Below are 12,864 nucleotides of genomic sequence, written 5' to 3'. Positions count from 1 at the left end.
ATTAATCATTTTTCTATTGACCAAAGCAGAACTTTACGAAGAATTGAACTATGTAAATCATTCGCGCGACATGCGATTGAAGTATGCAAATCTCGTTATTGACAATCCGGAATTGATTGCACCACTTTTAGACATTCTTTTTGATGTGAATAATAAAATTTCATGCCGAGCGGCTTGGGTTTTTGAGTTTATGTGTGGAGAGAATCTCGAGGCTATAATTCCACATCTCGATACATTTACCAATAATATTTCAAAAGTGCATTTAGATCCGGCTGTGAGGCCTATTGCCAAGATTTGCGAATACTTAACCAAAGCTCATTATTCTAAATCCGAAAATCTGATAAAAAAAGAACTTTCTGAAACCCATAAAGAAAGAATCGTAGAAGCATGCTTCGATTGGATGATTAATGATGAAAAAATTGCGACTAAAGCCTATAGTATGAATAGCTTGTATCTTTTAGGAACTGAATATGATTGGATTCATCCTGAACTCGCTATTATTTTAGAACGGGATTATGAGATGCAAAGTTCCGGATTTAAAGCAAGAGCAAAACATATTTTGAAGAAGATAAAGAATAGTTAGAAGTTGGAAACTTGGAGTTAGAAAATATCCTAAAAACTTCGTGGTTCGTGCTTCAAACTTCAAACTTACTTCCTTATATTTGATGCTTCTAAAAAACCAACATAAATGGCACTTTCACCTCTTAATGCAATTTCACCAATCGATGGTAGATACCGATCTAAAGTTGAAGCTTTAGGCAATTATTTCTCAGAAGAAGCACTTATAAAATATCGTGTTTTAGTAGAGATTGAATATTTTATTGCCTTATGTGAATTACCATTACCACAATTAGAATCTGTTTCTAAGTCTGTTTTTGAAGATTTAAGAGCTATTTATACAAATTTTACAGCTGTTGATGCTTCTGCAATTAAAGAGATTGAAAAAGTTACCAATCACGATGTAAAAGCCGTTGAATACTTTATTAAAGATAAATTTGATGCTTTAGAGTTATCAGCGTACAAAGAATTTATTCACTTTGGATTAACCTCTCAAGACATCAATAACACTGCAATTCCTTTAAGTATTAAGGATGCGATGAATGATGTTTACGTTCCTGAATATTTGGTGTTATTAGAAAAAATTGAAGGCTTAGCAAAAGATTGGGCACATATCCCAATGTTAGCTAGAACACATGGTCAACCTGCTTCACCTACACGATTAGGAAAAGAAATCGAGGTTTTTGCTGTGCGCTTAAAAGAACAATTCAATTTATTAAACGATGTACCTAGTGCTGCAAAATTTGGTGGTGCAACAGGAAATTTCAACGCCCATAAAGTAGCCTACCCTAATATCGACTGGAAAGCTTTCGGAACGAAATTTGTTCAAGAAAAATTAGGCTTACACCACTCGTTTCCAACAACACAAATAGAGCATTACGATCATGTTGCAGCTTTATTTGATGGTTTAAAACGTATTAATACCATAATCATTGACTTGGACAGAGATATTTGGACGTATGTGTCGATGGATTATTTTAAACAAAAGATTAAAGCTGGTGAGGTCGGAAGTTCTGCAATGCCACACAAAGTAAACCCAATTGATTTTGAAAATAGTGAAGGAAATTTAGGAATCGCAAATGCTATTTTTGAGCATCTATCAGCGAAATTACCATTGTCTAGATTACAACGTGATTTAACGGATAGTACGGTTTTAAGAAATGTAGGTGTCCCTTTTGGACATACTCTAATTGCTTTTAAATCTACAGTAAAAGGTTTAGGAAAGTTATTATTAAACGAACCAAAGTTTGCTCAAGATTTAGAGAATAACTGGGCTGTGGTTGCAGAAGCTATTCAAACCATCTTAAGACGTGAAAGTTATCCTAATCCTTATGAAGCCTTAAAAGGTTTAACGAGGACTAACGAAGCTATTACTAAAAGTTCTATTTCAAATTTTATTGATACCTTAGAGGTTTCTGATGCTATTAAATCGGAATTAAAAGCGATTACTCCAAGTAATTATACTGGAATCTAATTTAAAAAATCTGTGAAATTTTTACCAACATCACCAGACGCTATAGCCTTAACTTGCGTAACACTTATAACTCTAAGTTTATTTATAGCCGGTTTATTAGAGGTCCTCGATTATATAATTATAAAGGGACTTCTATTCTTAGGTTTTGGAACCATGTTTGTTTTTGCCGTTAACTATGCCTTAAAAAATGATAAAAAAGAAAATCGCCTTGAAGATACTCCTCAAGACGATTCACATTAACATTTAAATAAAATTGTCAGTTTATTTAAAAAAGTCTTTTAAACCATTTAATTGATTTTCATCAAAATCTGCCTTCTCCAATACGGAACCTAAGGACATTAATTTGCCTGCATTCATATCATCTCCTAAAATTCTGGCGATGATAAAACCTTTATTTTTAGCGTTTCCAAAAATAATGACTTCATCAATATTCTCTATATCGCCTAAAAACTTTACCACAAATTTTCCATCTGCAGCATTACCTCCACGCATTAACTCTTCATATTTAGGATCCTTAAGAATAGTATTAACCTTTTCTAATTCTAATTTATAATCTTCAGCATCGGTATCATCTTTCATAAACGTTAAGACATTCAACTTATCTACAGAATTATAAGCTTCTTTCTGTTCTTCGGTCAAGTCAACTTTTTCAACATTAACAAAACTTGTTGGCACATCAAACGAAGCAAAACCTGGTTTTAATTCGTTATCTACATAATAGGTCTGCAATGTAGGCCCTTGATTACAGCTTGTAAAAGCTGAAATCAAAAGCAACATTACTATTGATTTTTTGATTGATTGTATCATGGTTTATTTATTTTATTTTTTTAACGACTCATGCAGTTCGCTATTCGTCATTCGGTTAAATGATAAATCCTTTAGCATGCTCGTGTCTTCAGTTTACTTATTCTTTTTTTCTCCAGCTTTCTTTAACTGCTCACCACCTGGAATATCCATTGAATTCGTGATTTTAGAAATTTGTCTTAAATCAATATCACCAGTTAAAGACAATACGACCGTTTCAAATACACGTTTTTTACCGTTAATTTCGATGTCTTGTCCTTCCGTTAATTCCTTAAGACCTGACATAAACATCAACAACTCTTTTACATGGTTTTCGTCTTTACCTTCTTTTACGTAAAATTTCACCGTTTGATCACCATCTTTAAAACGCATTAACTCTTCAAGTTTAGACGATTTTAAATAAGAATCTACTGTAGCTTTCATATCTGAAGACACTTTATCATCTCCTGTTGTAAAAACTTTAAGACCTGTTATTTTCTTAACCATTTCCATAAACTCTTTCGCTTCCGGATCATCAATATCCATATCTATAGTGGCCAACATTCTAAATGCCTTCTGATTAATTACAAAGGATGCCACCTCTTCAATGTCCTCGTATTTATCGAATATACCTTGAGCGAACGTCAATACTGGTGTCAATAAAAGAGCCGTTATTACTATTATTTTTTTACTCATGGTTATTCTATTATTTAGGTATTCGTGAAAATTTTTCGAATTTTTCATAATTTCTAATTTTTAGTTTTACTTGTTTTTTAAAATTTTGTTTGTCATTGTACTAAATTGACTTAGCTTACTTGCTTGGTGAGCACCTTCGTTGATATTATCACCAACTAAAGCTAAGTTGTTAAATTGTTGTTTCCCTTCATTCATTCCTAAAGAAATTAAACTCAAAGCTTCCATTGTTTGGTTATATACCAAAAGTGCTTCTTGTTTTTCTTGTTCTGTAGGCCCCATAAAGCTTGGTACAACTAAACCAACCATAAGAACGGCAACAGCTGCGACAGAAATCCATTGATACAATTTTGTTTTCTTAGTGTTTAATGGAACGTCTTTGGTATACTGCTCTTTTTGTGATAGCGAAAAGTATTGAAACATGGGCTTGTAATGCTCAAATTCTGGCGCCACATTCTCCCCGTTGAAGTACGCTTTTAACTGCGCTTCTTCTTGCAGAGATGTTTCTGCGTTATGATACTTTTCTATTAATTTTTCTATATTATTTAATACCATGTTGATGTGTATTAGTTAATTTTTCTCGTATTGTTTTTCGTGCTCTCGATAGATTTACGCGAATCGCTGTTTCATTCATATCTAACATTTTAGCGATTTCTTCATAATCATATTCTTCAATATCTCTTAATTGCACTATTATTTTTTGTTGTTCTGGTAGGTCTTCCATTATTTTAGAAACCCAATCCACACTATCTTTTGCTTCAACCTGATGTTGTAATGACGAATTGTTATCCGTATAATTACTATGAACAATTTTTAAATTAGATGCTTGTTTTGATTTTAATCGGTCTAAGCAAAAATTCTTTGTCATCGTCATTGAAAACGCTTCTACATTTTTATAGTCCCCAATCTTTTTGTTATTCTTCCATAATTTCAACAATATTTCTTGCGTGGCATCTTCTGCTTCTTCACGAGAAACCAGTAATCGTTTTGCTAAACGAAATACTTTATCCTTAAATGGCATTACTAAGCTTACAAAATCTGCTTGCTTCATTAGATTTTTGATTGGTTGGTGAAGTCAATTTTACTCGCCTTCATTATTACGACGATACACTTTATGTTTTGTTACACGTTAAAGTCATTTAATCTTTTTCTTTTACCTACGAATTTGCATTATCCCCCCTAATTTTACCACTTTTTTAATTTCTAAGATCAAACTATGCAATCAAAAATTGATTGCATTAGGGCATAAAAGCCTTTATTCTCGGCTACAAATAAAAAGATAATATGACTTCATTTTTTTATTTTACAATATTGTAAGTAAATTTAGAGTTTTACAGTAAGAAAAGAAAAATTGCTACTTATTAAAGAAAAATAACTATGAAAAATTTTAAGGTTTTACTACTCACTTGTGTTGCCCTGTTTGCACTAACGAGTTGTTTTGAAGATATGGATGATAATCCTATTTCAACAATTGAAATTAATGACTTTGTTTGGAAAGGAATGAATGCAGTTTACGCCTATAAGGATGAAATCACAGATTTAGCAAACGATCGTTTTAATTCTAACGACGACTACACAAATTATCTCAATGAATATGCTTCACCCGAAGACTTATTTGAATCCCTACTCTATTTGCCAAATGATATTGATGAGTTTAGTGTCATTGTACCTAATTATTTAGACTTAGAGCAATTATTACAAGGCACTACGTATAGTAACGGGATGGCCTATGGCTTAGTAAAATTACCAAATGCCGCAGAAGACGTTATTGGTTATGTACGCTATGTTATGCCTAATACAGATGCAGAAGCTAAAGGAGTTACTAGAGGAATGATTTTTAATACGATTGATGGAGCAGCCATTACAGAGAGTAACTTCAGTGCGTTACTTAACCCTACAACCTACACTATTGGTTGGGCTGATTATGATAATAATGGCACAACAGTTACACTAACGGATGATATTATTACCTCAAATAACGAAACGTTGACACTAACGAAATCGCCATATACTGAGAACCCCATTTTAACCCACAACGTTCTTAATGTTTCGGGTAGCTCTATAGGGTACTTAATGTATAACGGATTTAGAATTGGTAATGAGAATTTAGATGAACTGAATAATGTTTTTGCTGAATTTCAATCTGCAGGTGTTTCTGATTTGGTTTTAGATTTACGTTATAATGGAGGAGGTAGCGTTGATACAGCGATATGGTTAGCGTCTATGATAACTGGCCAATATACAGGAGAGGTATTCTTTAAAGAAAAATGGAATACTGATATACTTACTGAGTTCGAACAAAGTAATCCTGAAGCTTTACTTAATCCTTTTGTTACCCAAATGACCAAACGAAATACTAACGGTGACATCACCTATCAACAATCTATTAATAGTTTAAATTTAAATAAGGTGTATATCATTACAACGAGAAATAGCGCTTCTGCTAGCGAGCTTGTTATTAACGGCTTATCTCCTTACATTGATGTTGTACAAGTTGGTTCTACAACAAGAGGTAAATCTCAAGCTTCTAGAACAATCTATGATTCACCGAATTTATCTAAAGAAAATGTAAACCCTAATCATAAGTATGCTATGCAGCCTTTAATCTACGAAGCACAAAATGCTGATGGTTATTCTGAATTCTATAATGGTTTGAGTCCAGATCCTACATTCCAAATATCTGAATACTATGAAAACCTTGGTGAACTTGGTAATATTGAAGAGCGTCTATTAGCAGAGGTTATTGCTGATATTACAGGCTTAAGTCGGGCGTCACTATCATCACAAGAACCAAGAGAACCTATAAAACAAATAAGTGATCAAAATTTTAAAAATCCTTTTAGATTTGATATGGTAGATGATCGACCACTAGAATTCAATCTTATAAATTAATAAAAATAAAAAGCCGCTTCTACAAAATGTAAAAGCGGCTTTTTTTTTTGCTTATTAGAAACTATAATTAATTGAAATATATTTTTGAAGCACCTACTCCAACACTGAATGAATTAGTTTCTGTTCGAGAAGATATATCATACACTAATAAGGTACTATTTCCTGTAAAACTAGCATCGGTTACAAACAACTGATTATCATCAACAGCTAAACCGTAAGTGTAACTTGTACTGATATCAAATAAAGACGTTGTAGGTAAACTAGTAGCATTATCAGCTAAACTATAAACTTTATTGTTTAAAACATAATAAGCAGCGCCATCATCGTATGCCATTAAACCTGGGTGTTGACCAGCAGGAAATTCTAAATTAGAAATTATAGAATTATCACTTAAATCAATTCTTGTGATTGCTGCTTCTGTTTCAACAGGTGGTGTTAACCAAGATTGATTAGCACCAGAACTCAATACTAATAAATCTCCAGATTCATCTATAAACATTTCATCTGGCACATCATTAACGGTAATAGTTTCAACTGAATTATCTGATATATTAATTACAGAAATGACGTTATTCACTCCATACCCTCCTTTGTGAGACACATAGATTTTACCCGACTTTTCTAAAACTTGTTCTGGACCTTCAGACACTAGAATTGTAGAAAATACCGTGTTAGTCGTTAAATTCACCACTGCTATATAATCATCCGTTGCATCAAAAGGATCTCCCCAATCTGATACGTAAGCTATATTATCATCAAAATCAATAAATCTTGGAGTCGTTAATCCTGTAGAAATTGTCGTTAATTTTTCAAATGTGTAACGATTAACCACAGTAATTGTTCCTGCATCTACAACAATATAAGCCTTATCATCATTAAAACCTATAGATTGTAAATACACACCTGTAGCTTCATTATTTGCATTAAAATAAATTTGGTTTTCTGATGTCATTAAATCTTCAGAAATAAAAGAAATAGAAGACGGTCCTCCTTCTCCACTAACTATAATTCCATCTTCGTAAGCACCTAATGGCTCAGATGATATTCCATCATCATCGCTAGAACAGGAAACGATTAATAATGACATTGCAAAAATTGATAACATGATTCTTTTCATTGTACTTGTTTTAAAATTTATATTGAATTTGAAAATTAAAATTACGATCTGGCATTGGTCTAAATGCCACGTTCTCGTATACTGTATTAAATAGATTATTCACGTTTAAGCTTACATCTATGTGCTGTGATTTTGTTTTGAATAACTGATAAGTCATACCAAAATTACTTACCTGATAAGCCTCTACGCTATAAAAACGGCCAGACAAATTTTCTGTAGTTGTATACACTTCTCCATTATATAAATGTTGAAAAAATAAGGACATACGCTTGTAGGCATAAGCCAAGTTTATATTTGCTTTATGATAGGGCACATATATCAATTGCTTATTGCTTTCTAAATCTTCAGAAACGGTAAATGCATAATTGAATTGCAGTGATAGATGATGCTCTTTAATTTTTTTAGAAACATCTAAGCTTGCTTCTGCACCATAATTTTGAGTTTCAGCAATGTTTTCCGGACTCCAAAATCCCGAAGTATTTGGCTTCCATTGAATAAGATCGGTTGTCTTTATATAAAAAGCGTTTAGATTAAGTTTAGCACTTTTATAGGATATGTCTTGTCCTAAATCAATTTGATAAGACGTTTCAGGCACTAAATCTAAATTACCTCCAGGCTGCCAATACAAATCGTTAAACGTTGGGACACGGTAGTTTTTAGACCCATTTAATTTCAAGGTATAATAGTCTGAAACCTCATAAGCCACATCAAAAGAAAACAACAACGGACTTTCAAAGCCTGAGGTTACATCCTGTCTTAAATTTAACCCATATTGCCATTTCTCATTAGGAGTATATTGAAGTAATGCCGTCGTTGAAAATTCTTTCCGGTTAGGGTCACCAAAACTGCTCCCGTTGCCTTCGTAATAATTATAAGACACTATCGGTTTTAATTTTAAATGAGTTAGCAAATTGATATCTGCCGTATAGTTAATGAGGTAAGTATTAATTTTTCCGAAGGTATAATTCTCCGTGTTTTTATTTCCAAAGTATTTAAAATGCTCTTGTAAATGTGCTACTTTCAATTTTGAAAAAGCCTTATCACCTTGACGCGACCATTCTAACATGGTTCTAAAATTTTGATCCTCGTATTTAGCTAAAGAAGGTGAACTTATGGTTCCAGAAAATTCGCGTTCCCCTAAAAAAGTTTGATGATAAAGTTTTATGACATCTTTAGGAGATATAACATAACCGACATTAGCATTGATACTCCCGTTATAATAAGCTCCGTTTGTATTGCGTTTATCTGTACTTAGGTATTTATAATCATTGTCAGAATCAATATAATTCAGCCCAATATTAAAAGACCATTTGTCTTTGGCATAAGATGACAGATAACTGACATTCTTAGTATCATAACTTCCATAAGATAAGGTCATGGTATTATCAAAATGAGGACTAAAACTTAAGGTATTATTTAAATGGATGCTACCGCCAATGGCACCACTACCATATTGAACGGATCCACCACCAGAACGTATGATGACACTTTTAAAATTAGTGGTATTAATGGTATTAAAATCAGTTTGACCCGTGAGTTGCGAATTAATAGAAATCCCGTTCCATATCACGGCCGTTTGTGAAGCATTAGTACCTCTAAATGATGGAGAAGACACCATACCATAACCATTCTCTTTAAAATAGAGATTGGAATTAAAACGTAAAATATCGGTAAATGAGCTTCTATTCTTTTGAAGTAAAGAATCATTAAGCACTGTTACTTTGTAGCCATGAGAATAGCGCTTTAATTTAACATCACTCAATACAACTTCATCCAGTCTCTGAATAGAATCAGTGGATGTTTGTGCCTTAGCAACGCTACCAAATAATAGCAATAAAAATAAGAGTACTACACGTATCATTCTGCAATCACTTTTATCCCGAAAGTTTGATTTTATTGTTGAATAAGGCAGGTCTCCTGACTTGCGTCTTGTTATTGGTCTTCCCATCCCTAAGTTTTAGGACAGTGACATTGAAGGTAATAACAAGCATCACACTAATGTGACTAAGCTTACAGTTGCGGGAACAGTACAAGAATGAAGAGTTCCGATTTTTAATCGTGCCTCTTTTCACTTGATTCCCTTTTAATCTAATCGGTTAACGATTAGAACCTAATTTCGGCGCAAAAATAGAACAAGTTATGAGATTAATCGTCATTTTTCTTATTCATTTTATAGATTAAATAAATGAAACCGATTAAAAAATGTGCTAGGATTATTCCTGCAACGATATATAGTGTTAAATTTGAATCGTCTCTCATGACCGTAGTTTTAACAAAGTTAAAAGTTCAATACTTAAATATTAGTTACAAAGGTTACATATGAAAATCATTAAGTTCTTAATTCTTCTGCTTATCGTTAGTGCATGTAAAAATGAAACTAAAAACGATACCATTTTACCTCAAACGGAAACCAAAGACATTGCTTTAAAATATGCTGAAGGTTTTAAAATTTCGCAATCAGATCAGAGTAAAACCATAGAAATCACTAAAGCGTGGCCAGAGGCAGAAAAAACATATACCTATTTATTACTCACAAAAGAGCAAGCTGCAAAAACCACTTATAATAAAGCCGATTATGATGGTGTTATTCTTACACCAATTACTAAAACGGTAGTGACGTCTACAACTCATATTCCGGCATTGGAACTTTTAGGAGTTGAAGAAACCTTAATTGGTTTTCCCGGTTCAGATTATGTGTCCTCAGAAAAGACCAGACAGTTGATTAACGATGGAAAGGTAAGAGAGCTAGGAAAAAATGAGGGTATTAATACAGAAGTTTTACTCGCTCTAAACCCAGATGTTGTTGTTGGCTTTGGCGTTGATGGTGTAAACAAAACCTTCGAAACCATAAAAAAAGCAGGTATTCCTGTCATTTATAATGGGGATTGGGCAGAATCTTCAGCTTTAGCAAAAGCGGAATGGATTAAATTCTTCGGTGTCCTTTTTAATAAAGAAAAAGAAGCCGATTCTATTTTTAATACCATTGAACGCGATTATTTAGCGGCAAAAGCAATTGCCAAACAAGCAAAACATCAACCCACAATTTTAAGTGGAGCGATGCATAAAGACGTATGGTATTTACCAAATGGTTCTAGTCCTGAAGCCCAATTTTTAAAAGATGCCAATGTTAATTATTTATGGAGCGGCACCACAGGTAATGGTAGTTTAGCTTTAAGTTTTGAAGTGGTATTAGACAAAGCTAAGGATGCTGATTTGTGGTTAAGCCCATCTTACTATTCTAGCTTAAAACAATTAGAAGAAACGAATGCATTATATACCAATTTTGAAGCTTTTAAAACCAAAAACATCTACAGCTTCGCCAACACAACAGGGGAAACGGGTGGTGTTTTATATTATGAGTTGGGAACAGCTAGACCGGATTTAGTTTTAAAAGATTTAATAAAAATTTGCCATCCCGAATTGCTAACAGATTATACTCCTTATTTCTTTAAACGTCTTAATTAATTGGGTGAACAAAAAACATATCGACTTCAATTTACCTTGCTCGCATTCGCTTTATTGGTTTGTTTTGTGGTGAATATCAGTTTGGGTTCCATCAATATTCCCTTAAAAAGTATATTTGGAAGCTTTTTTGGGTCTGTAGAATCTTCTTCAAACTGGAACGTCATCATCATGGATTATAGATTGCCAAAAGCCATAACAGCTATTATGGTTGGATCAGGTTTGGGTATTTCCGGATTATTGATGCAAACCCTATTTAGAAATCCCTTAGCAGGACCATTTGTTTTAGGTATCAGTTCGGGCGCTAGTTTAGGAGTAGCTCTGGTTATTTTAGGCTCAGGATTGTTTGGTGGCTTATTTGCTACTGCTCTAGCAACAAAATGGAGCATTGTTATTGCGGCGAGTTTAGGAAGTTTTCTAGTTTTACTAGCTGTTTTAGCGGTTTCTAATAAAGTGAGAGACACTATGGCTATTCTTATAATTGGATTAATGTTTGGAAGTATTACAGCAGCTATTGTGAGTGTACTTTCCTATTTCAGTTCTGCCGAACAATTACAACAATACATCTTTTGGGGATTTGGAAGTTTGAGTAATCTATCTTGGAGTGAGCTTTTAATTTTCTTCTGTATTTATGCTATCGGACTCATATTGAGTATCGCCTCCATAAAAGGACTAAACAGTTTATTACTTGGTGATAATTATGCCAAAAGCCTCGGTTTAAATTTAAAACAAAGCCGATTTATCATCATTGTCGCTACCAGTTTAATTGCAGGAACCATCACTGCTTTTGCGGGCCCAATTGCATTTATTGGTTTGGCAATTCCGCATTTAACACGTCAAATTTTTAAAACCACAAACCATAAAATATTATTACCTGCCGTATTTTTATTTGGTGGTATTGTGATGCTTATTTGCGATACTATTGCACAAGTTCCAAATAGTGATTACACCTTACCCATTAATGCGATTACCGCTTTAGTTGGAGCTCCGGTTGTAATATGGTTATTAGTAAGACAACGAAAAATGATGTTTTAATATTATGGAGACCTGTCAGGTTTTAAAAACCTGACAGGTCTGTAAATCAATTTAGTGAAAGAAAACAAGCAACATACCATCCTCAAAGCACATCAACTTTCCATTGGTTATAAAACTAAGAAAGCTGAAACTGTCATTGCTTCAAATATAAATTTTGAATTGCAAAAAGGGCAACTCATTGGCTTAGTTGGAGCTAATGGTATTGGTAAATCGACCTTATTAAGAACACTAATCAAAGTACAGCCAGAATTATCGGGTTCTATACGCCTTAATAATAAAGACCTTAAAACCACCACCACTTTAGAGCTTGCTAAACAATTGAGTATTGTATTAACAGAACCTTTATCATCTAAAAATCTTTCGGTTATTGAGCTTGTTGCTTTAGGACGGCATCCGTATACCAATTGGATTGGCAACCTAACCGAAAACGATACTACGATTATAAAAAAGGCTTTGACACTGGTCAATATTTTAGAATTAAAAGACAAAAAATGCTACGAACTTAGTGATGGACAGCTACAAAAAGTTATGATTGCGCGCGCTTTAGCTCAAGATACTGATGTTATTGTTTTAGATGAACCCACGTCGCATCTCGATATGTATCATAAAGCCTACATTTTAAAACTGCTTCAAAAGTTAACCAAAGAAACCGGTAAAACCATTTTATTTTCTTCGCATGAAATTGATTTAGCCATTCAACTTTGTGATACAATGATTGTAATGCAAAAGGATAATGTGGTCTGCAATCAACCTTGTCATTTAATTACTGAAGGTGTTTTTGAATCCCTTTTCCCTAAAGATCTAATTGTTTTTGATGATAAAACAGGAAGCTTTAGAGTGACGAAATAAG

Annotated in this window: 13 protein-coding genes and 1 riboswitch; of the genes, 7 read left to right on the top strand and 6 right to left on the bottom strand. The window is 33.3% G+C overall.

All coding sequences use genetic code 11. The annotated features are described in order from the left end of the window. The first annotated feature begins 16 nt into the window (after positions 1-16). The 3 genes from BLT80_RS07440 (at position 17) to BLT80_RS07430 (ending at position 2,272) form a co-directional block, all read left to right on the top strand. Positions 17-583, top strand: coding sequence for an adenylosuccinate lyase (locus tag BLT80_RS07440; RefSeq protein ID WP_092466992.1), 567 nt, complete (start codon positions 17-19; stop codon positions 581-583). Positions 584-688: 105 nt separating this feature from the next. Further along, positions 689-2,032 carry an adenylosuccinate lyase gene (gene purB, locus BLT80_RS07435; RefSeq protein WP_092466991.1) on the top strand — a complete coding sequence of 448 codons (1,344 nt, stop codon included), beginning with the start codon at positions 689-691 and terminating at the stop codon, positions 2,030-2,032. Between the two features lie 12 nt (positions 2,033-2,044). Further along, on the top strand, positions 2,045-2,272 hold the full coding sequence (locus tag BLT80_RS07430) for a hypothetical protein (protein WP_092466990.1): 228 nt from the start codon (positions 2,045-2,047) through the stop codon (positions 2,270-2,272). 21 nt (positions 2,273-2,293) lie between these two features. Here the strand turns inward: BLT80_RS07430 and BLT80_RS07425 are convergent, their stop codons facing one another. The 4 genes from BLT80_RS07425 to BLT80_RS07410 form a co-directional block, all read right to left on the bottom strand. Beyond that, the gene (locus tag BLT80_RS07425; RefSeq protein ID WP_092466989.1) at positions 2,294-2,839 is read right to left on the bottom strand and encodes a DUF4252 domain-containing protein; all 546 of its coding nucleotides are present in this window, start codon (positions 2,837-2,839) and stop codon (positions 2,294-2,296) included. A 93-nt stretch (positions 2,840-2,932) separates the two neighbouring features. Then, complete coding sequence (locus BLT80_RS07420; protein WP_245710174.1) at positions 2,933-3,559, bottom strand: DUF4252 domain-containing protein; 627 nt, start codon at positions 3,557-3,559, stop codon at positions 2,933-2,935. A gap of 18 nt (positions 3,560-3,577) precedes the next feature. Next, a complete protein-coding gene (locus tag BLT80_RS07415) occupies positions 3,578-4,063 on the bottom strand; it encodes a hypothetical protein (RefSeq protein ID WP_092466988.1) in 486 nt (161 codons plus the stop codon). Next, positions 4,050-4,559, bottom strand: coding sequence for an RNA polymerase sigma factor (locus BLT80_RS07410; RefSeq protein WP_040756722.1), 510 nt, complete (start codon positions 4,557-4,559; stop codon positions 4,050-4,052). The genes BLT80_RS07415 and BLT80_RS07410 overlap by 14 nt, the downstream gene beginning before the upstream one ends. 326 nt (positions 4,560-4,885) lie before the next feature. Between BLT80_RS07410 and BLT80_RS07405 the strand changes: the two genes are divergently transcribed. Next, complete coding sequence (locus BLT80_RS07405; protein ID WP_092466987.1) at positions 4,886-6,400, top strand: S41 family peptidase; 1,515 nt, start codon at positions 4,886-4,888, stop codon at positions 6,398-6,400. A gap of 67 nt (positions 6,401-6,467) precedes the next feature. On the opposite strand, the gene BLT80_RS07400 is transcribed toward BLT80_RS07405, so the two are convergent. Together BLT80_RS07400 and BLT80_RS07395 are read right to left on the bottom strand one after the other, a co-directional pair. After that, entirely contained in the window at positions 6,468-7,517 is a 1,050-nt protein-coding gene (locus BLT80_RS07400; RefSeq protein WP_092466986.1) for a YncE family protein, read from the bottom strand. A gap of 10 nt (positions 7,518-7,527) precedes the next feature. Beyond that, positions 7,528-9,378 carry a TonB-dependent receptor plug domain-containing protein gene (locus BLT80_RS07395; protein WP_245710172.1) on the bottom strand — a complete coding sequence of 617 codons (1,851 nt, stop codon included), beginning with the start codon at positions 9,376-9,378 and terminating at the stop codon, positions 7,528-7,530. 29 nt (positions 9,379-9,407) lie between these two features. Then, a riboswitch (cobalamin riboswitch) is annotated at positions 9,408-9,646 on the bottom strand. Between the two features lie 190 nt (positions 9,647-9,836). Here BLT80_RS07395 and BLT80_RS07390 point away from each other — a divergent pair. From BLT80_RS07390 to BLT80_RS07380, 3 genes are read left to right on the top strand one after another with little or no spacing between them, the layout of a single operon-like run. After that, on the top strand, positions 9,837-10,982 hold the full coding sequence (locus BLT80_RS07390) for an ABC transporter substrate-binding protein (protein WP_092466985.1): 1,146 nt from the start codon (positions 9,837-9,839) through the stop codon (positions 10,980-10,982). Then, positions 10,983-12,014 (top strand): FecCD family ABC transporter permease, encoded by a 1,032-nt coding sequence (locus BLT80_RS07385; protein WP_092466984.1) that lies wholly within the window; start codon positions 10,983-10,985, stop codon positions 12,012-12,014. It abuts the gene before it with no gap. A 54-nt stretch (positions 12,015-12,068) separates the two neighbouring features. After that, complete coding sequence (locus tag BLT80_RS07380; RefSeq protein WP_092466983.1) at positions 12,069-12,863, top strand: ABC transporter ATP-binding protein; 795 nt, start codon at positions 12,069-12,071, stop codon at positions 12,861-12,863. Position 12,864 lies beyond the last annotated feature (1 nt).

The organism is Winogradskyella thalassocola (assembly GCF_900099995.1).
In the GTDB taxonomy this organism is placed as follows: domain Bacteria; phylum Bacteroidota; class Bacteroidia; order Flavobacteriales; family Flavobacteriaceae; genus Winogradskyella; species Winogradskyella thalassocola.
The sequence above is the reverse complement of the archived record's forward strand: the minus strand, read 5'-3'. Positions and strand labels throughout refer to the sequence as shown.

Bases quoted from the DNA above. Each gene is read 5' to 3' on its own strand.
- purB (WP_092466991.1), top strand. From the start codon at position 689: ATGGCACTTTCACCTCTTAATGCAATTTCACCAATCGATGGTAGATAC.
- BLT80_RS07425 (WP_092466989.1), bottom strand. From the start codon at position 2,839: ATGATACAATCAATCAAAAAATCAATAGTAATGTTGCTTTTGATTTCA.
- BLT80_RS07420 (WP_245710174.1), bottom strand. From the start codon at position 3,559: ATGAAAAATTCGAAAAATTTTCACGAATACCTAAATAATAGAATAACC.
- BLT80_RS07415 (WP_092466988.1), bottom strand. From the start codon at position 4,063: ATGGTATTAAATAATATAGAAAAATTAATAGAAAAGTATCATAACGCA.
- BLT80_RS07410 (WP_040756722.1), bottom strand. From the start codon at position 4,559: ATGAAGCAAGCAGATTTTGTAAGCTTAGTAATGCCATTTAAGGATAAA.
- BLT80_RS07405 (WP_092466987.1), top strand. From the start codon at position 4,886: ATGAAAAATTTTAAGGTTTTACTACTCACTTGTGTTGCCCTGTTTGCA.
- BLT80_RS07400 (WP_092466986.1), bottom strand. From the start codon at position 7,517: ATGAAAAGAATCATGTTATCAATTTTTGCAATGTCATTATTAATCGTT.
- BLT80_RS07395 (WP_245710172.1), bottom strand. From the start codon at position 9,378: ATGATACGTGTAGTACTCTTATTTTTATTGCTATTATTTGGTAGCGTT.
- BLT80_RS07390 (WP_092466985.1), top strand. From the start codon at position 9,837: ATGAAAATCATTAAGTTCTTAATTCTTCTGCTTATCGTTAGTGCATGT.